27 protein-coding genes are annotated in these 24,794 nt (G+C 47.1%); 3 read left to right on the top strand and 24 right to left on the bottom strand.

Annotated elements, in window-relative coordinates; genetic code table 11:
* Positions 1-4 precede the first annotated feature (4 nt).
* The 7 genes from A7981_RS03800 to htpG all read right to left on the bottom strand — a co-directional run bounded on the left by A7981_RS03800 (position 5) and on the right by htpG (position 8,194).
* Positions 5-2,494 (bottom strand): glycogen/starch/alpha-glucan phosphorylase, encoded by a 2,490-nt coding sequence (locus tag A7981_RS03800; protein ID WP_067264216.1) that lies wholly within the window; start codon positions 2,492-2,494, stop codon positions 5-7.
* Positions 2,495-2,833: 339 nt separating this feature from the next.
* On the bottom strand, positions 2,834-3,256 hold the full coding sequence (locus tag A7981_RS03795) for a biopolymer transporter ExbD (RefSeq protein ID WP_067264213.1): 423 nt from the start codon (positions 3,254-3,256) through the stop codon (positions 2,834-2,836).
* Positions 3,253-3,990, bottom strand: coding sequence for a MotA/TolQ/ExbB proton channel family protein (locus A7981_RS03790; RefSeq protein WP_067264211.1), 738 nt, complete (start codon positions 3,988-3,990; stop codon positions 3,253-3,255). The genes A7981_RS03795 and A7981_RS03790 overlap by 4 nt, the downstream gene beginning before the upstream one ends.
* Positions 3,991-4,047: 57 nt before the next feature.
* A complete protein-coding gene (locus A7981_RS03785) occupies positions 4,048-4,848 on the bottom strand; it encodes a TonB family protein (RefSeq protein WP_067264208.1) in 801 nt (266 codons plus the stop codon).
* A complete protein-coding gene (locus A7981_RS03780) occupies positions 4,838-5,077 on the bottom strand; it encodes a hypothetical protein (protein WP_067264205.1) in 240 nt (79 codons plus the stop codon). Before A7981_RS03780 ends, A7981_RS03785 begins: the two co-directional genes overlap by 11 nt.
* Positions 5,078-5,378: 301 nt before the next feature.
* Entirely contained in the window at positions 5,379-5,996 is a 618-nt protein-coding gene (gene rpsD / locus A7981_RS03775) for a 30S ribosomal protein S4 (protein ID WP_067264201.1), read from the bottom strand.
* 311 nt (positions 5,997-6,307) lie between these two features.
* Complete coding sequence (gene htpG / locus A7981_RS03770; RefSeq protein ID WP_088178022.1) at positions 6,308-8,194, bottom strand: molecular chaperone HtpG; 1,887 nt, start codon at positions 8,192-8,194, stop codon at positions 6,308-6,310.
* 119 nt (positions 8,195-8,313) lie between these two features.
* Here htpG and A7981_RS03765 point away from each other — a divergent pair, with 119 nt between their 5' ends.
* On the top strand, positions 8,314-8,586 hold the full coding sequence (locus A7981_RS03765; protein WP_067264195.1) for a hypothetical protein: 273 nt from the start codon (positions 8,314-8,316) through the stop codon (positions 8,584-8,586).
* A gap of 1 nt (position 8,587) precedes the next feature.
* On the opposite strand, the gene A7981_RS03760 is transcribed toward A7981_RS03765, so the two are convergent.
* The 14 genes from A7981_RS03760 to rpoE all read right to left on the bottom strand — a co-directional run bounded on the left by A7981_RS03760 (position 8,588) and on the right by rpoE (position 20,594).
* The gene (locus A7981_RS03760; RefSeq protein ID WP_254258492.1) at positions 8,588-9,373 is read right to left on the bottom strand and encodes a ThiF family adenylyltransferase; all 786 of its coding nucleotides are present in this window, start codon (positions 9,371-9,373) and stop codon (positions 8,588-8,590) included.
* The gene (locus A7981_RS03755; protein ID WP_067264193.1) at positions 9,339-10,280 is read right to left on the bottom strand and encodes a surface-adhesin E family protein; all 942 of its coding nucleotides are present in this window, start codon (positions 10,278-10,280) and stop codon (positions 9,339-9,341) included. The genes A7981_RS03760 and A7981_RS03755 overlap by 35 nt, the downstream gene beginning before the upstream one ends.
* Before the next feature lie 7 nt (positions 10,281-10,287).
* On the bottom strand, positions 10,288-10,671 hold the full coding sequence (gene acpS / locus A7981_RS03750) for a holo-ACP synthase (RefSeq protein WP_067264191.1): 384 nt from the start codon (positions 10,669-10,671) through the stop codon (positions 10,288-10,290).
* Positions 10,668-11,393, bottom strand: a complete 726-nt coding sequence (pdxJ, locus tag A7981_RS03745) for a pyridoxine 5'-phosphate synthase (RefSeq protein ID WP_067264189.1) — start codon at positions 11,391-11,393, stop codon at positions 10,668-10,670. Before pdxJ ends, acpS begins: the two co-directional genes overlap by 4 nt.
* 57 nt (positions 11,394-11,450) lie before the next feature.
* The gene (gene recO, locus A7981_RS03740) at positions 11,451-12,170 is read right to left on the bottom strand and encodes a DNA repair protein RecO (RefSeq protein ID WP_082889202.1); all 720 of its coding nucleotides are present in this window, start codon (positions 12,168-12,170) and stop codon (positions 11,451-11,453) included.
* A 109-nt stretch (positions 12,171-12,279) separates the two neighbouring features.
* Positions 12,280-13,170: a GTPase Era gene (gene era, locus A7981_RS03735; RefSeq protein ID WP_067264186.1), complete on the bottom strand. Its 891-nt coding sequence runs from the start codon at positions 13,168-13,170 to the stop codon at positions 12,280-12,282.
* A complete protein-coding gene (gene rnc, locus A7981_RS03730) occupies positions 13,167-13,847 on the bottom strand; it encodes a ribonuclease III (protein WP_067264184.1) in 681 nt (226 codons plus the stop codon). The genes era and rnc overlap by 4 nt, the downstream gene beginning before the upstream one ends.
* Before the next feature lie 5 nt (positions 13,848-13,852).
* Positions 13,853-14,230 (bottom strand): DUF4845 domain-containing protein, encoded by a 378-nt coding sequence (locus tag A7981_RS03725; protein ID WP_067264181.1) that lies wholly within the window; start codon positions 14,228-14,230, stop codon positions 13,853-13,855.
* Positions 14,231-14,239: 9 nt separating this feature from the next.
* Positions 14,240-14,986, bottom strand: a complete 747-nt coding sequence (lepB, locus tag A7981_RS03720) for a signal peptidase I (RefSeq protein ID WP_067264179.1) — start codon at positions 14,984-14,986, stop codon at positions 14,240-14,242.
* On the bottom strand, positions 14,983-16,776 hold the full coding sequence (gene lepA, locus A7981_RS03715; protein ID WP_067264178.1) for a translation elongation factor 4: 1,794 nt from the start codon (positions 16,774-16,776) through the stop codon (positions 14,983-14,985). The genes lepB and lepA overlap by 4 nt, the downstream gene beginning before the upstream one ends.
* Before the next feature lie 120 nt (positions 16,777-16,896).
* Positions 16,897-18,330, bottom strand: a complete 1,434-nt coding sequence (locus A7981_RS03710; protein WP_067264176.1) for a DegQ family serine endoprotease — start codon at positions 18,328-18,330, stop codon at positions 16,897-16,899.
* A 156-nt stretch (positions 18,331-18,486) separates the two neighbouring features.
* Positions 18,487-19,464, bottom strand: a complete 978-nt coding sequence (locus A7981_RS03705) for a MucB/RseB C-terminal domain-containing protein (protein WP_067264174.1) — start codon at positions 19,462-19,464, stop codon at positions 18,487-18,489.
* A complete protein-coding gene (locus A7981_RS03700; protein ID WP_067264171.1) occupies positions 19,464-19,919 on the bottom strand; it encodes a sigma-E factor negative regulatory protein in 456 nt (151 codons plus the stop codon). Before A7981_RS03700 ends, A7981_RS03705 begins: the two co-directional genes overlap by 1 nt.
* Before the next feature lie 33 nt (positions 19,920-19,952).
* Entirely contained in the window at positions 19,953-20,594 is a 642-nt protein-coding gene (gene rpoE / locus A7981_RS03695) for an RNA polymerase sigma factor RpoE (RefSeq protein WP_305791265.1), read from the bottom strand.
* 169 nt (positions 20,595-20,763) lie between these two features.
* On the opposite strand from rpoE, the gene nadB reads away from it, so the two are divergent.
* Positions 20,764-22,377 (top strand): L-aspartate oxidase, encoded by a 1,614-nt coding sequence (gene nadB, locus A7981_RS03690; protein ID WP_067264168.1) that lies wholly within the window; start codon positions 20,764-20,766, stop codon positions 22,375-22,377.
* 11 nt (positions 22,378-22,388) lie between these two features.
* Positions 22,389-22,730, top strand: coding sequence for a hypothetical protein (locus A7981_RS03685; protein ID WP_254258491.1), 342 nt, complete (start codon positions 22,389-22,391; stop codon positions 22,728-22,730).
* Between the two features lies 1 nt (position 22,731).
* Here the strand turns inward: A7981_RS03685 and A7981_RS03680 are convergent, their stop codons facing one another.
* From A7981_RS03680 to A7981_RS03670, 3 genes are read right to left on the bottom strand one after another with little or no spacing between them, the layout of a single operon-like run.
* Positions 22,732-23,493, bottom strand: a complete 762-nt coding sequence (locus A7981_RS03680; protein WP_067264164.1) for a DUF2063 domain-containing protein — start codon at positions 23,491-23,493, stop codon at positions 22,732-22,734.
* On the bottom strand, positions 23,493-24,386 hold the full coding sequence (locus A7981_RS03675; protein ID WP_067264161.1) for a DUF692 domain-containing protein: 894 nt from the start codon (positions 24,384-24,386) through the stop codon (positions 23,493-23,495). The genes A7981_RS03680 and A7981_RS03675 overlap by 1 nt, the downstream gene beginning before the upstream one ends.
* A gap of 47 nt (positions 24,387-24,433) precedes the next feature.
* Positions 24,434-24,748, bottom strand: coding sequence for a hypothetical protein (locus A7981_RS03670; RefSeq protein WP_067264158.1), 315 nt, complete (start codon positions 24,746-24,748; stop codon positions 24,434-24,436).
* Positions 24,749-24,794: the final 46 nt, after the last annotated feature.

Below are 24,794 nucleotides of genomic sequence, written 5' to 3'. Positions count from 1 at the left end.
ACGCTTAACGTTTCAGCGCTTGTATTTTCCATATTTTGCTAGCGTATTCGCCAATAGTACGATCACTTGAGAATTTCCCCACCCGCGCCACATTCAATATCGCACGACGGGACCACTCCTCCTGATCCTTATACAAAGCAGACACCGCATCTTGCGTAGCGATATAGCTTTCATAATCGGCCAGCAACAAGTAATGATCCCCCTTTTGTAACAGGTTATCGAAAATCGCTTTATATCGGTCAGGTTCATCCACACAGAAGAACCCGGTCGCAATCATATCCAGCACCTGCTTTAATTCAGCATTGGCATGATAATAATCCCAAGGATTGTATCCGCTGGCTTTTTTCTCTGCGACTTCATCTGTGGTCAAACCGAAGATAAAGATATTTTCATCGCCGACCTCTTCTTTAATCTCAACATTCGCACCATCCAAGGTACCAATCGTTAGCGCGCCATTCAGCGCCATCTTCATATTACCGGTACCTGAGGCCTCCGTACCCGCTGTAGATATCTGCTCTGAAAGATCACTGCCGGGGAATAGAAGCTCAGCGGCAGAGACCTCATAATTCGGGTAGAACACCACTTTCAGCTTATCGCCAACCGCCGGGTCTTCATTGACGATGGCCGCCACATCGTTGATCAAGCGGATGATCAATTTCGCCATCCAATAACCTGGGGCTGCCTTACCACCAAAGATTACGGTTCGTGGCGTGATGCTGTCAGCGTTGCCGGAACGAATACGGTTATATAGGGTGATCACATGCAGTAGGTTTAGCAACTGGCGCTTATATTCATGTATCCGCTTAATCTGCACGTCAAAAAGACTATCAGGGTTGACTGTGACCCCTGTTACTTTTTCAAGTCTCTGGGCTAGGCGTAGCTTATTTGCACGCTTAATCTCGCGAAATACCTTACGGAATGCTTTATCTTCGGCCAATGGCACGATATCGCTTAGATCGCTCAAGTCTTTCTGGAAGCCTGCACCGATGACTTTTTCCAGCAAACTGGTCAATTGCGGGTTGCATTGATTCAGCCAACGGCGTGGCGTGATGCCATTCGTAATATTCACGAACTTGCCCGGATAAATACGGTTGAAATCAGCAAACAAGGTCGTCTTTAATAATTGGCTGTGCAATGCTGCAACGCCATTCACTGTATGGCTACCCACCACCGCCAAATGCGCCATACGCACACGGCGACCATTACTCTCATCAATAATCGACACACGTGTCAATAGATCAGTATCCCCGGGGAATTTATGATTCACCATTTGCAGGAATTCATGATTGATTTGATAGATGATGCCCAGATGTCGAGGCAGCAAACGACCAAATAGCTCTACAGACCATGTCTCGAGCGCTTCAGGCATCAAGGTATGGTTGGTATACCCAAATATCTTAACTACCAGCTTCCATGCATGTGCCCACTCAAGGCGGTGAACATCCACCAGTTGATACATCAACTCTGCAACGGCGATGGCAGGATGCGTGTCATTTAGTTGGATCGCAATCTTATCAGGCAACTCATTCCATTCACGACGCTTTAATAAAAAGCGGCGCAAGATATCCTGAATGGATGCAGAAACAAAGAAGTACTGCTGTTTAAGACGCAACTCTCGCCCTGATGCAGATGCATCATTTGGATAAAGCACTTTGGAGATATTCTCTGTCGCGTTACGACCTTCTACCGCTTTTTCGTAATTGCCATCGTTGAATTGTCGCAGATCAAACTCTCGTGTTGCTTTTGCAGACCATAGGCGCAAGTTATTCACCGTATGAGTGTCGTACCCGGGGATGGGAATATCGTAGGCCATCGCAACCACAGACTCACTCTCTACCCAGTGGTATCCAACACCATTTTTGGTCGGGTACTCAACAACTTTGCCAAAAAATTGCACCATATAGGTGTGCTCTGGCCGCTGGAATTCCCAAATATTCACATAGCGCAGCCAATTATCGGGATTCTCGACCTGCTGGCCTTTCTCAATCGTCTGACGGAACATCCCATACTCATAGCGAATACCGTAGCCAGTACCCGGGATATCCAATGTCGCCATAGAGTCGAGAAAACAAGCAGCAAGCCGACCCAAGCCCCCATTACCAAGCGCGGCGTCACTTTCCATCTCCACGACATTTTCCAACTGGTAGCCTAAATCACTCAGGCCGTCTCGCACCTCATCGTTAATGCCAAGATTTAGTGCAGCATTCGACAACATGCGCCCGATCAGGAACTCCAAAGAGAGGTAGTACACGCGTTTGGGGTCATGCTCACGGTAGCCTTCTACCGTTTTTACCCATCGCTCGATCACGTGGTCACGTACAGTATAGGCAGTCGAGGCATACCAATCGCGCTTGGTAGCCGAAGCACTGGTTTTTCCAGACGAGAATATCAGATGGTTTTGCAAGGCTTGAGCAATCGGCGTTTGCTCGGTTGTTATGGTGGGCTTGATTCCGGCAGTTTTCTTTGAAACAGACTTGGCTTTTGGGGTAGTCATAAGCTGGCTCTTTCGCGATCAATTAACAGAAGGCATGCAAACACTCTTGCAACTAAATAACTCGGGACATTCACACTGACAACATAAATCAGCGTTGATTCTGACTTGGTAATGATCTAAATCGATCAAATAAATTCGGTTGGCACATGTATAGTCTAGCAAAAACGAGGCCTGATAGAAGAACGTCATGTAAATACTACAAGAAAACCCATAAAAAAAGCACCCATTAAATCCGGGTGCTTTTTTAGCCCTGTTAATGACAGACAGGCTATCAAAATAATTTTTAACTGAAGATGGGGTGTAACTCAAAGCCTAGACTTAACTCAAGGCTGGAGTTCGCTAAGGTTTAGGCTCGCTAATAAAACCCATTTTCTTGATACCCGCATTCTGCGCATCAGCCATGACTTCAGCCAACACCTGATAACGGGTTTCTTTATCCGCCCGAATATGTATCTCCGGCTGAGGCTCGGTTTTAGCGGCTTGCTGCAACTTGAACGGCAATTCATCAGCCACGAGTGCCACATCGTTCCAATATACTTTACCTGCGCCGTCGATCGACACTGAAACGACTTCCGGCTTTTCAGGCAAAGGCTGGCTACTCGCCTGCGGCAAATCGATCTTGACTGCATGGGTCAGCAACGGTGCAGTAATGATAAAAATCACCAGCAGAACCAGCATCACATCCACTAGCGGCGTAGTATTTATCTCTGCCATCGGGGCAGAATGGCTACCGGAGCTAAACCCGTTACCTGAACCGATCATACATGGACCTCTTTAAGACGGGTTGCCGGTTTTGCGCCGTCAGGTTGAGAGCTAGCGACGACTAGTGGTGCACCCGTTGTCAGCAACACATGCAGGTCATTGGCAAAGCTTTCCAATTGGCTCAACAATACACGGTTACTACGCACCAATGCGTTATAGGCAAGTACGGCAGGAATCGCCACGGCCAAACCCATGGCTGTCATGATCAGCGCTTCACCTACCGGACCAGCGACTTTATCCAGCGTTGCCTGACCACTTAAGCTGATACTGGCTAACGCGTGGTAGATACCCCACACCGTACCAAACAAACCAACGAATGGTGAAACACTGCCGACAGAAGCCAGTACCGTCAGACCGTATTCAGCGCGGGCACTTTCATCACCGATAGAACGGCGCATCGCCCGTGCAATAAATTCATCCTGATTGCACGCATCGGCTAAACGCTTGGTCGCATGGCGCTGATGATGCTCAGCGGCCTCAACAGCTTGTGTCGCTAATCTTGAAACTGGTGTCGATGTACCATCATCACGAATAGCCAAATCAAGCGTAGGCGCATTCCAGAATGCCTGACTATATTCACTTGATGCACGACGCACGCGAACCGCCTGTAAAGTCTTCATCACAATCAAATACCAGCTTGCAATTGACATGACAAGCAGCAACACAGCAACGCTTATCGAGACAAACCCGCCATCCGTGATGAAAGCCAAGCTGTTAAATTCATAACCATCCATATTGCACTTCTTTCTTTAATCTAAACTATTGGTTCTTAAGGATACTATCGAAAAAATCTATTCGTCTGTCAGTGTAAAGCTCAATGGCAGATCAACCAATACACTTAATGGCTTATTGTTCTTCTTGGGTGGAACAAAGCGCGCTTTTTTCACCGCATCCAAACCTGCCTGATCAAGACGTGTATAACCACTACTCTTCCTGATTTCCATAGACTCAGGTTCGCCATTCACTGCAACCAGTACGCGAATGACCACGGTCCCCTCTTCGCCAAGACGACGGGATTGTGCAGGGAAGACCAACTCAGGCTTTTTTAAGTAGGAAACACTGGTGACGATCTCCGGTTTCGGCTCTTCAATAGGTTGCTGCTGTTTTTCAATAATCTCAGCGGGTTTCGTTACCACAGGGGCTGAAGCACTGGTAGGAGGCGGTGCAACTTCTTGGGGTGCTGCTTGCGGAATGGGTGACGGCGCATCCTGCACCTGTGGTGTAGGTTTTTCTTGTGGTTTGGGTGTTGGTTTTTTGATCACAGGCTCAGGTTTAGGCTCAACAGGCTTAGGTTCAACGAACTCTTGATTGATTACCGGGCTTTCAACCAAGCTCACCAGCATTGGCGGAGAAGTATCTTCAGTCACCAACATCGCTTCTGGTTTAAGCATCAGCACTAAAAATAATGCCAGCACATGCAATGCAAGTACGAAGATGAGTGTCTTGGTTGCAAAACTAGAGGTCTGGGGTTTAGCTGATTGCGGGTTTTGCCGCGCAGGCATCAAAGCCCTGATCTTGAAGTTATGATGTGCAGTGTCGTGAGTAGCCTTCGGCATGTCATTCCAGGATGCCAAACGTAAATCAGTGGACATTCCGCACTCCGGAAATCACTTCATTCTGTGCTTTTGCCGCATTGAATATCGCGACTTTAGATGCGGCCTCTTGCAGCAGCTCACTCAGCGTATTGAATGCCTGAACATCCAGACGTAAGCTTAATGCGCCAACTTCGACTTCCGCAACATTGCACTCTTCGCAAAAGAGGATTCTGCATCCATCGTTACCAGCGAGCACAACTCGCTTACAGGCATTAGCAGGTTTCATGTAAGACTCCATCACGCTTTTAACCAATCTGTAATCACTTAACTCCCTGCAAATCTCACGCAATTGCAGCTATTTGATATCCCGACACATTAGAGTCGAACACAACGCATGGAGTACATATGCGATAAACATGTCAGCGAGATAAAAGATATTTTATTGACTTCGACAAATGATAACCATTCTCAATTATCTCGTCAAGACTAATGATTGCGGGCAAAGTCAGAATCCAGGATGGATATTCAGGCAAAAAAATAGCCACATAAAATGTGGCTAAAAGAGGAGAACTTTAAAACTTGTATTTTTACAGACGGTTTGCGTAGTACTCAACAACCTGCTGCACATCAATCGGGAATGGAACATCTTCCGGTGCTGGCATATGTGCTACTTTAGCCACTTGGCCTTGCTCATTCCAAGACAACCACTCTGGACGAATCAAAGGCATATCAGCCAATGTCTCAACCACGATAGGCAGTTTTGCACTGACAGCCTTAAGGCTGATCTCATCACCTGCACGAAGGCGGATAGATGGGATGTTAACCAGTTTGCCATTCAATTGAATATGGCGGTGTGAAACCAATTGGCGCGCTGCAGCGATAGTCGGTGCGAAACCTGCACGGAATACTGCGTTATCCAAACGACGCTCAAGCAGTTGCAACAATGTTTCGCCAGTAGGCTCTTTACCTTTACGCGCGTCAACAACCAAACGACGCATCTGCTTTTCTGATAAACCATAGTTGAAACGCAGCTTTTGCTTTTCCATCAACTTAACGCCGAAATCTGATTTCTTGCGACGTGTATTTTTCGCGCCATGCTGACCTGGTGGAGTTGGGCGTGACTCGATTGTCTTACGTGACAAGCCAGGCAGATCAATACCAAGTGCGCGCATTTTTTTGAGACGTGGGCCGGTGAATCTAGACATACAAAAACTCCTTAATAATGGTTAATTGATCAGGCTGACCTGACTATAATTTTCACTGCATCCTGATTCAAACAATTGGATCAAATCATTGAATCATCAGGATGGACGGCTTTAGCGCCATCACCATGCATTGCATGGCATACCTACAAACTTCTTCATAGTTTCAAGACACGCTTTACTGCTTTCAAAACATAAAAGCACAGCGCTCTTTTAGCGAAGCCGCGCATTATATAATAAAAAGCCCTTGTTGCCTATGCCCATAACATGAGCGGCAACAAGGGCAATACCAACAAGCATCAATAGATAGCGTATTAAGCTAGCAGGCTATTCACTCGACGCACAAAAGCTGCGGGATCTTGCAACTGTCCGCCTTCGGCAAGCAAAGCCTGATCGAACAGGATGTGCGACCAATCAGCAAAACGCGCATCGTCAGACTCCTGCTTCAAGCGCTGCACCAGTTTATGCTCTGGGTTGATCTCCAGTGTAGGCTTATTCGCTGGTGTGTTTTGCCCAGCCGCCTTCAAAATACGCTCTAGATTACCTGACATGTCATGCGCTCCACTGACCAAACAGGCAGGCGAATCCGTTAGGCGATGCGTCACACGCACTTCTTTAACGCTATCGCCCAGTGTGCTTTGAATTTTCTCGATCAATGATTTGTACTCATCTTCGACTTTTTTCTGCTGCTCTTTCTCGGCTTCATCTTCCAATTTACCAAGATCAAGATCGCCCTTGGCAACAGACTGCAGTTTCTTACCATCGAATTCAGTCAGGCTTGAAAGCAGCCACTCATCTACACGATCAGATAGCAACAGCACCTCGATACCTTTTTTGCGGAATATCTCAAGATGTGGACTATGCTGCGCCGCAGCAAAGCTATCTGCAGTAATGTAATAGATAGCTTCCTGTTCTTCTTTCATGCGGCTGATATAGTCTTTGAACGAGACGACCTGCTGATCATTATCAGCATGGGTCGATGCAAAGCGCAGCAAGCCAGCGATTTTTTCTTTATTGGTAAAGTCTTCGCCCGGGCCTTCTTTCAATACACGGCCAAACTCATTCCAGAAACTGCTGTACTCTTCCGGTTTATTCTCTGCAAGGTCTTCCAATAGACCGAGCACTTTCTTCACAGAACCTGCCTTGATAGCATCAATATCTTTGCTATGCTGCAAAATCTCACGCGAAACATTTAACGGCAGGTCGGCACTATCGATCACACCGCGTACAAAACGCAGGTATTGCGGCATCAGCTGGTCTGCATCATCCATGATGAATACACGTTTCACATAGAGCTTGATGCCATGTTTGCGTTCGCGATCATATAAGTCGAATGGCGCTTTGCTCGGTAGATAAAGTAGCGAGATATATTCCTGCTTACCCTCTACGCGGTTATGGCTCCATGTCAGTGGATCCTGAAAATCATGGGAGACATGCTTATAGAATTCCTTGTATTCTTCATCGGTGATATCGCTCTTTGAACGTGCCCATAATGCGGAAGCCGTATTGACTGATTCATCTTCATCGGTTGGTACCTGCTCGCCATCTTTCCATTCTGATTTTTTCATCACGATAGGTAATGTGATGTGGTCAGAATACTTGCGGATGATGGTTTTGAGCTTCCAGTCATTCAGGAATTCATCTTCGCCTTCACGCAAATGCAGGATGATATCTGTACCACGTGTGGTTTTATCAGCAGACTCAAGCGTGTATTCACCTTCACCTGCGGATTCCCACTTGATAGCATCTGTGCCACCAGCGCGGCGGGTAATCAATGTAACTTTGTCAGCTAGGATAAATGCAGAGTAAAAACCAACACCAAATTGGCCGATGAGGTTGGCATCTTTAGCTTGATCGCCGGTTAATGCCTGAAAGAATTCTTTAGTACCAGATTTTGCGATGGTACCAATGTTGGTGATGACTTCATCACGGCTCATGCCAATACCATTGTCAGAGATTGTCAGCGTGCGCGCCTCTTTATCGAAAGCGACGCGGATCTTTAGCTCGCTGTCATTGCCATACAAGCTATTGTTTGCCAGCGCTTCAAAGCGCAATTTATCGGCGGCGTCACTCGCATTCGAGATCAGCTCACGCAGCACGATCTCTTTATTGCTGTAGAGCGAATGGATCATGAGGTGCAGCAGTTGCTTTACCTCGGTTTGAAAACCTAGTGTTTCTTTTTGGATAGTCTCTGTGGACATTGTTGAAGCTCCCATTGTTGCGAACAAAACGATATATAGAACGTGGGGATAGTAAAAATAAATTCAAGGGGGATTTTTGTTAAACTGGAACAAGATTCTAACCACATGAGGTAAAGATCATGGCAACCATCAGCATCAAGAAACTGGATGACGTTACCTTTGAGGTTGTGATATCCGCAGCAAAACCCTCTACACATGTTGTCACGGTAAAAGCTGATTACGCCACCAAACTAGTAGGAGGGAAACTAGCGACAGAAGAATTGCTACGTCACTCTTTTGAGTTTTTACTGGCGCGCGAATCGAATACCAGCATATTGCGTAGCTTTGACCTTTCGGTGATCGCTCGCTACTTTCCGGAATATGAGCAGGTGATTGGCAAAGCTGCCCAATAAATCAACCTTTAAGCAGGCTCAACACTAAGCCAGCTGCCACCATGCCAAATGGTGCCGTCACGCAGACCGAGGAACCATAGCCTGCACAATTCAGGCCGGTAATGGCGGCTTCAGCATCGACTTCACAACTCGCATCAGGTTTCTGTACTTGCTCATCAGAATAGACACATTGGATGCCGGCTTTAACTTTAGGGTCACGCGAAAAACCATGATCGCGCCGCAAGGAATTGCGAACTTTAGCTAACAAGCGATCCCCTGTGACCTTAACCAGATCGGCCGTCTTTATTTTAGTTGCATCAAGCCTGCCGCCAGCGCCGCCAACGATCACCAATGGCATTTTATGCTGATGACACCATGCGGCAATCGCCACTTTGGCGCGGGCATCATCGATAGCATCCAGCACCACATCGTAGCCTTGACCGAGCATCGCATCCACATTATCTACGGTGACGAAATCCTCTACCTCGCTCACATCGACATGCGGATTGATTGCCCTCGCGCGCTCCGCCATCGCCGTGACTTTGGCCTTACCGAATTCGCCTTCTACCGCATGCAACTGACGATTGACATTCGATTCGGCGATGTTATCAAGGTCTATGAGCGTTAAATGCCCAATGGCATTGCGGGCCAACGCCTCTACCGCCCATGACCCTACGCCACCTATACCGATAACACAGACGCGCGCGGCCTGGAATCGACCAAGGGCTACAGCCCCATAAAGGCGCTGTACGCCGCCAAAACGTCGACCAGCATCAACGGCAGCCAGCATCTTGGATGTCTTTTGCATAAGCTGTCAGGTCGCCAATCGCACATTCGTATTTTTTGACATTCTGACTAATCACTTGAATCTGCTTCAGGTAACTTTTCTGTTGCTTACATTGCAGGCCATCATCATCAAAGTCTTTTTGGATGGTCAACTCAAGGCTCTTCAACGAAGCCAGCACTTTATCGCACTGTGCTTCAGCTTTGGTTCTGGGAACCGTTACCTCGGGCTTTTGCTCTTTTTCAGAGGTATCTGTAGCCATTACGGCAGGCGGTTTGCCACAGAACTTACGTGCCAATGTATCTAACGTTGCCACTTTGCTAGTCTGTGCAGGCTTCTGCGGCGTTTCAAACACACTCTCAAGCTTGCCATCTTTCACTTTGGTTAGTTTGACAATATTGAAAGTATTATTACTGCAGTTAAAGGCGACTGTGCTGCGTGTTTCCTCTTGTCCATTAAAAGGCATGACCATGGTGTCGGCCTTAAAACGGCTACCATCGCTGCTTTGCTCTACAGAGTTTCTATCGAAATAGACGTCTGCGATACTGCTCTTGCCTAAAGACTCCCATTGCGGAGGTGCGGCGACACAATATTCTTTTTTCAACTGATCAGGCATGGAATCCTGAACAATAGGCTCGGCAGGTTTGGGCGCATCGAAACGCGACGTTATTTGGCCATTCTGGAGCTTAATACCACTCGCATAAGCAAAGGTATTCACTTTACAGTCAACGATCATGCTGGTCACCCATTCGGCATTATCGTTTTGCACCACACGGGTTACGACACTGAAAATAGTATTGTTGGCATCTCGCTGCAAAGAGCTAGTATCCACATAATGTTTGCCCACGCTACTGGCGCCAAGCAATACCCATTCCTCAGCTTGCACGTAGCCGGAAATCAAAAACGAGAACGCCAAAAGTAATAAACGCATATCGTACTTAGCCCACCTTTTCGAGTACGACGAAAGCAGCGGCAAGGGCTTTCTCATCACTAATCGAGATATGTTGGAAGCTAATGCCTTTTTTATCGATAAAGGCCTGAAGCTCGGCAGCCAGATCAAGCACTGGTTTGCCTAAATCATCATGCCCGACCCCGATATTCTCAAAGGTGGCAGGTGAGCGAATGCCAGTACCTAACGCTTTTGCAAAAGCCTCTTTAGCGGCGAACCGTTTAGCAAGAAAACGTGCCTTGGTGTTGGATTGCCCATATTCCAGCCACTCCTGTTCATTAAGTATCCGCTGGGCAAAAGCATCGCCAAAACGCGCGAGCGAATCTTCGATTCGGGACACTTCCACGATATCCGTACCAATGCCGTAAATCATGTTTTACTCGCCTCGACCATAAGCGCTTTCATCTCGCGGATAGCGTATTCCCAGCCCACGAATACAGAGTGAGCAACTATTGCGTGGCCGATATTCAACTCTTCAATGCCAGGAATAGCAGCGATCTCATGCACATTATGAATATTAAGACCGTGCCCTGCATTCACGACCAACCCTAACCCTTGCGCATAAGCGGCGGCCTTAACGATACGCTCGAGCTCGTGGCGTTGTACGGTACCTTCCGTGTCTGCGAACTTGCCGGTATGCAATTCAATCACGGGCGCGCCCGCTGCTTTTGCAGCGTCAATCTGCGCAATGTCTGGCGCAATAAATAACGATACCCTGATACCTGCATCCGCAAGCTGATCACACACATCGGCAATCCTATCGCTATTGCCGATGACATCAAGACCGCCTTCTGTCGTTCTCTCTTCGCGGCGCTCTGGTACTAAACAAACATCTTGCGGTTTGACTTGCAAAGCAATCGCAACCATCTCATCTGTCACGGCCATTTCCAGATTCATCTTGGTTTGCAGCAATGGGCGTAAGGCATATACATCGGCATCCATGATATGGCGCCTATCTTCGCGTAAGTGGATCGTGATGCTATCAGCCCCCGCCTCTTCAGCACGTAAAGCTGCCTGCACAACGCTGGGGTACTGCGTACCGCGTGCATTCCGCAATGTGGCTATATGGTCTATATTGACACCGAGTTTGAGCATTCTGCGCCTATTAATAATTTCTTATCATTATCAAAATCTTACGTTACCTTCTAACCTTTATAGGCCCTGCAAATCGACAAGCAATTGCCTCGTATGCAAAGGTTTATCACCCAGATAATGTGCCAGCAATACGCGCATAAGCTGCTTGCTTTGCAACTGGGTTTTCGGATCAGTGTAATCATCACGCGCCATGTCTAGCAAGGTCTTGCCTATCAAAGACACACCATCCTTGGTAGATTCAGCGCAAGCACCTCGCTCAGCGACATAGACATAAGACTGTGCTGCGACAACTTCAACGGCGGCTTCATCTTCAGTCAGGGGAACTGCATACCCCATCTCCTGCAACATCTTGAGCTCAAATCTTCGCAAGGTAGTCGCGTAATGTGCATTAGCTGACAAGGTCTTAAGTGTCTGTGCATAATAATCGAATAGGCCCTCATGCGCATCCTCTCGAGGCAGTAGCCGCAACATCAGCTCATTCAGGTAAAAACCGCACATCAATGCCTCACCCTTTAATAGCAACAGTCCACTACCCCATTCTAGGCTATGCAGACTCTTGAGTTCGGCTTTGCCTGACCACGTCCCTAATAAAGGCTGGAAAGATTGAAGCATGCCCCGCATTGCCGAGCGCGGACGGCGAGCACCTTTGGCAACAGCAGCCACACGACCAAAATCGCGCGTCAGCAACTCGACAACTAGGCTGGTTTCTTTAAATGGATAGGTATGCAGGACATAAACAGGCTGATTGTCTTGGCGATTGATAGTAGAAACAGCCATGTTTTATGTGAGCAGTGAATGAGGTTATCGCGGTTGAGAGTAAGTTCGGCTAATCACTAAAAATAACAAGCTAGCTTAGGTAGGCTGGTTAGATATCTTAGCACCCATGCTAGTACCCAAGGCTCTTAAGCGCGCGCTCATCATCCGCCCAACCACCTTTTACCTTGACCCAAGTCTCTAACCAGACTTTGCCATCAAAAAGCTTTTCCATATCCTGCCGGGCTTCAGATGAGATACGTTTAAGTTTCTCACCACCCTTGCCGATCAGCATGGGCTTCTGGCTTTCTTTGTCGACGATAATCGCCGCATGAATTCTTCGCAGATTACCCTCTTGTTCAAACTTCTCAATCTCTACCGCCACTGAGTAAGGAATCTCATCCCCTAATAAGCGGAATATCTTTTCACGTAGCAATTCAGCCGCAAGAAAACGCTCATTACGATCAGTCAATTCATCTTCACCATAGATCGCATCTTGCTCAGGCAAATAGGTACGCACTGACGCAAGTAGCTCATCCAGATTCAAACTCTTTTTAGCGCTAACTGGAATAATCTCAGCAAAAGGGAATTCAAGATCGAAATCCTGAATCAACGGTAATAGATTACCTTTATCCCCCATCAGATCAGATTTATTCACGACAAGTAATACTGGTTTTTCTTTGGGCAACAACGCAAGTACTTTGCGATCAGCGTCGCCGAGATGCATAGGCTCGATCACAAATAATACGACATCGACCTCCGTAAGCACCTGCGTTACCGTCTTATTCAAGCCACGATTAAGTGCATTCACATGTTTTTGCTGAAAACCCGGAGTATCAACAAACAAGAACTGCGTATCTTCAGTCGTATGGATGCCAAGCAGACGATGACGCGTAGTCTGCGCCTTACGTGAAGTGATGCTCAGTTTTAAACCAAGAATATGGTTAAGAAGCGTAGATTTACCCACATTCGGGCGACCCACGATAGCGACAGTGCCACAACGAAAACCGGATTGCGTACTCATTTAATACTTCCTTTCACTGCAATTTCATACGCTTTCTCAGCTGACGCCTGCTCAGCTATACGACGACTCGTACCTTCACCGAAGGTTTGGATGTTTAATTTAGGAATCACACAAGCCACGCGAAAAGCTTGATCATGCGCCTCGCCTGTAATCTCAAGCACATTGTATTCAGGCAATTCCAATTTACGGCCTTGCAAATACTCTTGCAAGAGAGATTTAGGGTCTTTGCCGATAGATTTAGGGTCGATCTGCTCAAATAATGATGCATAAAGCCGAATCACTAAAGCTTCTGCCGCAGCAAACCCACCATCAAGAAATACTGCGCCGATGATCGCCTCCAGCGCATCAGCCAATACCGAGGGGCGACGCCAACCCGCACTTTTAAGCTCACCCTCACCTAACAATAGCGCATCTCCAAGATTAAGCCCTTTTGCGATACTGCTCAATGTAGCTTCTTTTACCAACTGCGCACGCAGCCTGCTTAAATCACCTTCAGAAAGCTTGGGATAGCGTAGATACAACTGGTTTGCAATGATAAAGTTAAGCATACCATCGCCAAGAAATTCAAGGCGTTCATTGTTCAGTCCACTATGGCTGCGATGCGTTAGCGCCTGTACAAATAATGATGGTTGGATAAAATCATAGCCAATCAGTCTGGCTAATCCGGTTTGCGACATGCTTATTATTTTAGTGATAATTTAGCTGGGGCTGTTGTTACGCTAAAGTCTAACAATGCACTGACATTCCCTATCAGAGGAACCACTTGTTGATAATCTACAGAAACCACAGGTTTCCCAGAGTCATCTTGGGAGACAACAAGATCGCTGCCTGCAACTTCTCGAATGTTGTCAATAATTGCAGACTTAGTAAAAGATTCCGCAATTTCCTTTTGAGTCATATCCTTAAAGTTGGGCTCATTGCCAATTTTTAGAATAGCTTTTTTAACTGCAAAATACTCAAGATAAGCTGGCACCAACTTCATTCCGATCACAGCGACAAACACTACGCATGCAATGATCAATACCAGACCAATAAATGTCATTCCACGTTGTTTTTGCATTTTATTCTCCTAATGACCGATACTGCCGATGCGGCTGAAGTTATCGAAATTCCACCAAATAAAGAAGGCCTTACCCACTAGATTATCTTCAGGCACGAACCCCCAGAAACGGCTATCTTTGCTGTTATCACGGTTATCGCCCATCGCGAAATAATGACCAGGTGGCACCTCAGTTTCACCATCCGTGGTAATTGCTTCTTCATCGATGAGAATATCATGCTTTACGTCGCCAAGTTGCTCCTGATAACGCTTTGCATACACCATATTCAAACCGGCTGCAGGATATTGATAATCATCAACAAAACTCACATCCAGTTTTTGCCCATTGATATAAAGTTGTTTGTCTTTATAAGATATCTTATCTCCTGGCACACCAACCACACGTTTGATGTAGTCGATAGAGGGATCAGGCGGGAAATGGAACACGAAAACATCGCCACGCTTAGGGTGATTCACCTCGAAAAACGTATGGTTCAGAATAGGCACACGTAAACCATAAGTGAATTTATTCACCAGAATAAAATCACCAGCCAGCAATGTTGGCATCATAGATCCTGATGGAATCTTAAACGGCTCGACCACAAAAGAACGGATCAGGAATACTACAAGAATCACTGGAAAGAAACTCTTGGAATACTCAACTAAGATTGGATCAGCCTTGCCCGCTGGACGACGCTTACGTAGCACCAGAATATCCAGCAACCAGATTCCGCCGGAAATCACCAGCACAACCAACATAAACAATGCAAACATCATTTGTCTTCAACCCTTAAAATGGCCAGGAACGCTTCCTGGGGAATTTCCACATTGCCTACCTGTTTCATGCGTTTTTTACCTTCTTTTTGCTTCTCAAGCAGTTTTTTCTTACGCGAGATATCGCCACCATAACACTTGGCCAAGACGTTTTTGCGCATCGCCTTTACCGTTTCGCGCGCGATGATATTGGCACCGATGGATGCCTGCACTGCAACATCGAACATCTGTCGTGGAATCAGTTCGCGCATCTTGGAACATAACTGCCTGCCTCGATAGATACTATTGCCACGGTGAACAATCAGCGACAGCGCATCGACGCGCTCACCATTTACCATGATATCAAGCTTGACCAAATCCGCCGCGCGGAATTCCAGGAATTCGTAATCCATCGACGCATACCCACGCGATACAGACTTTAACTTATCGAAAAAGTCCAATACCACTTCATTCAAAGGCATTTCATAGGTCAACATGACCTGGCGCCCCATATACTGCATATTGCGCTGCACGCCACGCTTGCCATTACACAACGTCATGACAGGGCCGACATAATCCTGCGGCATCAGCAAATTAACCGTAATGATGGGCTCACGAATCTCGTCAATGCGCGAAGGCTCGGGCAATCTGGAGGGGTTTTCGATTTGAACAACTTCACCCCCCTTAAGCAGCAACTCATAAACGACTGTTGGTGCTGTGGTGATGAGATCCATGTCGTACTCGCGCTCCAGGCGCTCTTGTACGATTTCCATGTGCAACAAACCGAGGAAGCCACATCGGAAGCCAAAACCAAGCGCTGTAGAGTTTTCCGGCTCAAATTGTAAAGACGCATCGTTAAGCTGAAGTTTATCCAACGCATCACGCAACGCTTCAAACTGGTTGGATTCGACAGGATAAAGCCCTGCAAACACCTGGGGCTTCACTTCTTTAAACCCTGGCAAAGGCTCAGCCGCCTGTTTATCGGCAAGCGTCACGGTATCGCCGACTTTGGCGCTCGTAAGCTCTTTAATACCGGCAATGATAAATCCTACCTCACCCGCAGATATCGCATCTCGCTGTCGTGATTTTGGGGTAAACACCCCGACCTGTTCGCATAGGTGCACGGCCTTGGTCGCCATCATGCGAATCTTCTCTTTAGGTTTTAATGCACCATCTACCACACGCACAAGCATCACGACCCCGACATAATTATCGAACCATGAGTCAATGATGAGCGCTTTGAATGGCGCGGTCGGATCACCTTTAGGTGCTGGCACTCTCGCCACCACGGCCTCAAGCACATCCCGCACGCCTTCGCCCGTTTTAGCGGAGCAACGCACCGCATCGCTGGCATCAACGCCGATGACATCTTCAATCTCCTGAATGACACGATCAGGGTCTGCTGAGGGAAGATCGATCTTATTCAGCACTGCTGTGACCTCAACTCCTAGGTCAATGGCGGTATAACAGTTGGCAACGCTTTGCGCTTCCACACCTTGGCTAGCATCAACAACCAGCAGGGCACCCTCACATGCGGAAAGTGATCGGCTGACTTCATAAGAGAAATCCACATGCCCCGGGGTATCGATCAGATTAAGTTGGTAAATCTGCCCATCTAGCGCTTTGTACTCCAGCGCTGCTGTCTGCGCTTTAATGGTAATACCGCGCTCACGCTCGAGATCCATAGAGTCAAGCACTTGCGATTCCATTTCACGATCAGATAAACCACCACATAACTGAATAATACGGTCAGCAAGCGTGGATTTACCGTGATCGATATGGGCGATAATGGAAAAGTTACGAATATTTTTCATGAATACAGTCTGCGATTTTGCAACACAACAAGAAGGGCGCCGAAGCGCCCTCTTGCAACACATTAATTAACAATGATTTTACAGCAAAGACGCAGTGTTCGCATCTTAAGTTATTAGGGCTTACTTGCTAGCGAGCTTCACAGGAACATAGAGTGTGTTATCGCCACGCTGTACCAATAATGCAACGGTACGCCCAGACTCGACAGCGGCAAGCTGTTTATTAAACTGCTCAAGTCCCTGAATCTCATTATTATTCAAACCAAGAATCACATCACCGCGACGAATACCGGCTTGTGCTGCTGGCCCTTGTGCATCAACAACCAGCAAGCCATCTTTACTATTCAGTTTTTTCTTTTGCTGAGGCGTAAGCTCGCGAAGAATCAAACCAATACGATTCACTTCTGGTTTAGCTTGTCCTTTAGGCGTTGCAGCGATTTCATCTTTATCTTGCGGCATCTCACCAATTGAAATACTGAGTGTGCGGACAACCCCTTTGCGCAGGATATCTACGGGGACAGTTTTACCCGCACGGGTGGCGCCTACCAAACGAGGAAGATCAGAAGAAGACTCGACGGGTTTACCATCGAATTTAGTAATCACGTCACCCGATTCCAACCCACCTTTTTCAGCAGGACTACCTTTCTCGATCGCAGCGACCAATGCACCACTGGTATTCTTAAGCCCTAACGCTTCAGCGATATCCTTGTTGACTTCCTGAATACCGATGCCTAACCAACCGCGACTGACTTTACCGCTCGCTTTCAATTGATTGGAGACTTCAATCGCCACATCAATCGGGATAGCGAAAGACAGGCCCATATAACCACCTGTACGACTATATATCTGAGAGTTAATACCGACAACTTCGCCCCGCAGATTAAATAATGGGCCACCGGAGTTACCGGGATTGATCGCCACATCCGTCTGGATGAAGGGCACAAAGTTCTCTTGCGGCAAGGCGCGGCCTTTGGCACTGACAATACCCGCAGTAATGGTATTTTCAAGCCCGAAAGGCGAGCCAATCGCGGCAACCCATTCGCCAACTTTCAATGTCGTCGGGTCGCCAGGCGTGATTTTAGGCAATCCTGTAGCCTCTATCTTCAACAAGGCGATATCGGTACGACGATCAGCACCAATGATCTTGGCTTTGAATTCGCGTTTATCAGAAAGCTTGACGATAACCTCATCGGCATCTCGCACCACATGTGCATTTGTCAGAACGTAACCATCACTGCTGAGGATAAAACCGGAGCCTAGTGATTGTGATTTGTAATCCTGCTGTGGCGGAGCGCCTTGTCCATCAGGAGCACCAGGCATCCCTGGAATGCCGAAACGACGGAAAAGCTCGCCTAACGCTTCATCATCAGGGATACCCCCGGGGAATGGTAAACCCACATTTGGTCCGCCAGCATGCACTACTTGGGTAATGCTAATATTCACAACGGCAGGGCCTTGTTTCTCGGCCAGCTCTGTAAAATCAGGCAAGTCTTTCGAGAATGCATTGCCTGAGAAAGTGATAAAAAATGCGGTAGCCGCAATGAATTTCCTGACCATTCCATTCACCTTATTCATACTTTACTTCATCCAAGTTAATCATGATTCACACAAGATGTTGATCCAGAGAATCTCATCAAATAATTTTAATTAATACCAAGGGATTTCATACAACAGGATGCGCTAGAGACAACTCATCACACATATCAACTACCTTTACTTCTTAAAAGTCACTGCACCAGCAATTTGAGACACCGTCGCCTCAGGGACTTCGCCTACCACCACGACCTGATGCCCATTATTTACGTTGGCATAGAAATTCGTCGCGCCCATCGCGGTATGTCCCACTTTTTGGATAACGCCTTTGGCCAATGGTTCAACGAATAAGGACACAGAAGCCAAACCATCAGAATAGATAATCTGAGTCACGGGCGCAGGCTTGCCTGGCACCATACGTGTCACCTGCTCGATCTTGCGGTATCCGGCAGGGAGTTGAGTCACACTCCACGTATCCGCATCTTTAGAAGTGGTGCGAGGAGAAACAGGCTCCATCACATACTCTTTGCCATAATTGATATTAGGCTGAAACCAATCCATATTTTGCGTATTGAGTAAGGTCAATTGGTTGAACGCGATTTGCTCCATCATTTCATGGTGATCATTGGTCGTCATCACTTTGAGCAATATGCCGTATTCACTATCTGCCCAAAACTTATAGGTATAACGATATTTATCTTTTGGCTCTAAGGTAATTACCCTACCATCACGGCCGCCAATACGCTCGACGCCACCAAGGCGGACTTGATAACTGGTTTTGATGGCATCAATATTAGCAGGCAATAATGCGGGGAAGAGATTCTGACCACGGCGTTTTTCTATGATGACTTTTTCATTACGCGGGGTAAAGATGACGACGTCTTTGCCTTGGCTAAGCATTTCACGCGGTGAACCATCGAGCACAATAGCGCGCGCATACTCACCTTGCCCATAATTCATATGGGTGATCTGAACTGATCGGGAATTGGCGCCGGACTGGTAAACGAAAACGCCTTGATAGCTTAATTCGCGTGCGGCTTGTGCTGCTTTTTGGAGCACTGCCCACGCATCATCTGTGGCATCCGGTGCAGCAAATGATATCTGTGGAATAAGAAAAGTCTGGGTTAGCAGAAGCAACCCAAGCACACAACGCTTCATTAATCACCATTTTCAGAATATGAAGCCGGTTGGATGTAATAGGCACCACCACTTGGGGAAAAAGATTGATGTGCAAGGACATATTCCGATGCTACATTCTGTGCGATCTCAACAGACGGGGCATCGCCGCCATGGTTAGCTTGTTGCTGCAACGCGACCCAACCCACGAACATCACGGCAGTCACAGAGGCAGCCACTGACCAGAACATGGAAGTCTTCACAGCAGGCTTTTTAGCACGTGGCGCGAGCACAGTAGGCTCAACATCCAGCCTCTGCATGAGGCGTTCACTGAAATCAGATTTGAATATGGGGTTGCCGCGCATCACATCCCCAATCAGGTGATACGTCGTCCAGCTTTCAGCAGCTTCACCTTGCCCATTAATCGCAATGAACAGGTGTTCCGCATTTTCCAAGGATAGTTCACCGTCTATCAGCGCCGAGACTTGGTCTTTCATTCGTATCTCCAATTTCCTATCATCACTTAAATACTACCAACGCTTATCTTGTGGCGTATCAAGCAACGGGCGCAGTTTTTGCGCGATTGTTTCACGAGCCCTGAAAATGCGTGACCGGACAGTACCGATCGGGCAGTTCATCAGGGTAGCAATTTCCTCATAGCTGAGGCCTTCAATTTCACGCAAGGTAATCGCAGTACGCAATTCCTCAGGCAATGACGCCACTGTGTCATTGACGGTTTTTGCGATTTCCTTGGTCATTAACTCTGTTTCAGGGGTATCCATGGTGCGCAACTCATCACCATCCTCGAAGTTTTCAGCATCTTCGATCTCGATATCGTTAGATACCATCGGTCTACGACCCATTGCGACCAGATAGTTCTTAGCAGTATTTATGCCAATTCTATATAGCCACGTATAGAACGCGCTATCACCACGAAAGTTCGGAAGTGCGCGGTACGCCTTGATAAAAGACTCTTGCACCACATCTTCAACTTCAGAAGGATCGCGAATCAAGCGTGACAATAAGCGACCAAGTTTGCGCTGGTATTTTTCAACCAACATGCCAAAAGCGCGCTTATCACCACTTTGCGCCCTCTCAACCAGCTCTTGGTCTATCTCACGATTGCCTGCTGTCGGGTTCACACCCATAGCGACCGTGCTCCCTGTCTGCATATTATTAATTTTCGGAGTATACCCTTGCATCGTTGTATCAACGAAACTCAAGCGCGAAAATTCTTGGATATTCTTAGTATTAATCACTGTTATTCTCCCAGCTTTGTCTTGACTAGCTTAGTTGATGAGACAGCTATACACTCACAAAAGTTCACCGTAATGGATATGTATGCAGCAATTTGATGTTTTGATTATCGGCAGCGGTCTTGCAGGACTAACTGTTGCTTTAAAAGTAGCTGCACAAAAACAGGTTTGCCTCGTCAGTAAACGCACCATCAATGACAGCGCAAGCAGTTGGGCCCAAGGTGGGATCGCCGCAGTGCTCAATGATGATGACTCTATTGAAGCGCATATACAAGACACATTGATCGCAGGCGCAGGCCTGTGTGATGCAGCCGTAACGAGACTCGTTGCGGAGCATGGACGTGAAACGGTCGAGTGGCTGATCGAGCAAGGCGTACCGTTTACCCGCGAAGATGATGATAGCGGTTACCACTTGACCAGAGAAGGCGGCCACAGCCATCGACGTATCATTCATGCAGCCGATGCAACAGGCCACGCCGTACAAAAAACACTCGCAGAAAAAGTCCGTGAGCATGCCAATATCACGCTCATGGAAGACCATATCGCCGTGGATTTGATTACGGCAGAAAAAGTCGGCATGGATGGGCGTGAATGCTTAGGGGCTTATGTACTTGATAACGCATCAGGCAAGGTACTCACTATCGCTGCACAGCAAACCGTGCTGGCAACTGGCGGTGCTGGCAAGGTATACCAATACACGACAAATCCTGATGTAAGCACTGGCGATGGGGTTGCCATGGCATGGCGCGCAGGGTGTCGGGTGGCGAATATGGAATTCATCCAATTCCACCCCACCTGCTTGTATCATCAGAAAGCCAAATCTTTTCTGATCACCGAGGCTCTACGTGGTGAGGGTGGAATTTTAAAGCTGCCAGATGGCTCTCCCTTTATGCAAAACCATGACCCACGCGCTGAACTTGCCCCGCGTGATGTCGTGGCACGCGCGATAGACTTTGAGATGAAGAAGCGCGGTATCGACTATGTCTATCTTGATATCTCTCACAAGCCAGCAGACTTTATTATCGCGCACTTTCCAACGATATACCGTCGCTGCATGGAGTTAGGCATCGACATCACAAAAGAGCCTATGCCAGTGGTACCTGCTGTGCATTTCAGTTGCGGTGGCGTGATGACAGATCATCAAGGGCATACAGATATTCCACGACTGTATGCGATTGGCGAAACGGCCTGTACAGGACTGCATGGCGCAAATCGCCTGGCAAGCAACTCATTGCTGGAATGCATGGTTTTCGGCCAAGCCGCAGCGCAGGATATCCTCATGCAAGAAGCAAAACCATTTGTGACGCTGCCCTATTGGGATGAAAGCCGTGTGACCGATGCCGACGAGGAAGTCATCATCACCCACAACTGGAGCGAGCTACGTCGCACGATGTGGAACTATGTCGGCATCGTGCGGACAAACAAGCGACTAACACGGGCGTTGCACCGTATTCATCTTCTGCGCGATGAAGTGCATGAGTTCTATAGTAATTTCCGCATCAGCAATAACTTGATCGAATTGCGCAATCTGTTGCAGGTAGCTGAATTGATCGTCAAAAGTGCCATCGACCGAAAAGAAAGTCGCGGTTTGCATTACAGTAAAGATTACCCTGAAATGCTGCCAGAAGCTGTGCCTACAGTGATCGAGCCATCAAATTATTACAGTCTTTTAGATAGCCATCATGGGCATCACCATTGATAATAAACAATATGACCACTTTACGACCTGCGATTTATCTCATCTTGATGCTTTGCATGAATGCTTCATATGCAATGGCAGAAGACTCAAACACGACTGGTGAAGATATCAGGCTCATTGAAATCGATGATGCAGATTGCGCTGTGAAAGATGGCAAACTCATCGCGATACAGAATCTGAATCCGAAAGAGACGATAGTGGTCTGGATCGACCGTTGGTTCATGGACAAACAGACCGCAGACCATACTAAACAAATTCTAGAACCAAACAAGATGCCAACACCGCTTGGCTGCTCTATGACGAATAGCGGCAAACAGCACTGGACGATATTCAGCTCAACTATTCAACCTTGAGTTACTGACTTCTTTTACTCCCCAAGATAACATCTTGCAGCTTTAAATCTTGCATTAGCTCAGCACCAAACGTGTAAATTAACTGCGGTTCGATATGTGGCATCTCATTTGCGAGCTTTTCTAAAGCTTGCTGACCAGTCAATTGCTCTTCTTGCAGAATACCGACCAATCTTGCAGTCACGCTATTTAGCTCAATAAAACGCACTGTATCTTCAATATCTCTGAATACCAGTAGATATACCGGCTCAGCTAATGGCTCAAACGGCTTGAGCAGTGGTGATATTTGTTGCACGGGATAATCATATTGATGCACAGCCAAAGATGCTGAGAGTACTGGTGCTTTCGCCAGATAATCACCAGCTATATCAATAGCTTCTATATCGACACTCACATCTGCCACAGCAACTGCCAGCTCTACCCACTCATAATGCGCAAGGCTTGTTAAGTAAGGTGGCAGACCATCACATGTTTCAAGATAATCTAGAAATGACTTAGGAATATCTCTAAACATCGGGCTTTGTGCTGAATGATTGGCAAAGAAACCACGTACCAGTTTTAACCATGCCCGTTTACCCAGTACTTTTTGTGTGACTGGAAAACACGCCGCCACAGACGACTCGATATTATTAAAAACGATCTCGGTATAGACACGCATGCGCTTTGCGAGCACATTTTTTGGGCGCACGTTATTTTTCGGATCACGTATATGCGCAGTGAATGCTAATTGATAAGCGGTAAGGTCCGATAACCCGACATCACTCATCAATGTCTACCTGCTAATTTTTGGCGCGAAATATTCTGACTTGAGATATAAGGTGCCTGCAATTCTGCGATGTAATCGACCTCATGCATTAAGTCAGCTAACGGCGGAATATTATTATCCCGCTCAAGCAAAGTCGGGAAAACGCCATACAAACGGTAAGCCTCTTTTAACAGATCCCAAACGGGGTCGATCACATCTTGTGAGTGGGTGTCGATAATGAGGTCGGGCGCTTCCTGATAGTGCCCTGCAACATGCGCATACACGATACGATCACCCGGGATACCTTCAAGAAAATCATGCGCATCGAACCCAAAATTAACGCTATTCACATAGATATTATTAAGGTCTAGATGTAGGTCGCAATCCGCCTCTTGCAGCACTGCACGGATAAAAGTCAGCTCGTCCATTTCAGAAATGGGAGCCGCTACATAGAACGAGGCATTCTCAACAGCAATACGACGTTCCAGTATTTCCTGTGTGCGACGAATACGTTTTGCCGTGTGATAAACAGCCTCTTCAGTGAATGGGATAGGCAGAAGATCATAAAGATATCCACCATCCGTACAGTAGCTAAGGTGTTCGGTATAAGTAGTGATTTGATATTGGTCTAAAAAATCTTTTACCTGATGCAGGAATCGTTCATTTAGCGCATCCGGTCCACCTAAGGATAATGATAACCCATGACATGCAATAGGCAAGTGCTCGGCGACCCATGCTAATTGCTTAGCAGCACGGCCACCGACACCCATCCAATTCTCCGGTGCGATCTCAACAAAGTCGATAGCAGAGAGCATATCTCTACCTGACTTTTCTTCAAAGGTAGCCTGTATCTGGGGAATCAGCTCTCGCTTAAGCCCCAGACCAGCGCCATGAATCGCTTGCACCGATGACATGCTCAGGCAACTTTACTTAGTCAACTTTAACTTGGGCAACTACAAGACTACTTCTTATCTGCCTTGCATGAGGCTTCTTTTGCTTTATCAGCGCTGCAAGAGCCATCTTTTGCTTTGTCTTTATCACCGGAGGCCTTGGCTTTTTCTTCCATTTCATGCTTTTTGGTAGCGCTGCATTTACCGGTACTACATTTTCCGTCTTTTGCCTTTTCAGCTGGCATATCAGCCTCTGCCACCATATAGCCGGCAGACAATGTCTTCATGACAAAAGGATTTTCTGCTGCGTGTACTGCAGTTGCTGCTACTGACATAACGAATGCGCCACCGATAACTGTAGCCAAAGTTTTTTGAGATGCTTTCATGTGATTCTCCTTAACGATTTAAGCGTTCTTTTGCTTGATAAAGTTG

The sequence above is a fragment of the Methylovorus sp. MM2 genome, from assembly GCF_001648895.1.
Classification (GTDB): domain Bacteria; phylum Pseudomonadota; class Gammaproteobacteria; order Burkholderiales; family Methylophilaceae; genus MM1.
Note: the sequence above shows the minus strand (reverse complement) of the source record. Positions and strands in the feature narration are given on the sequence as shown.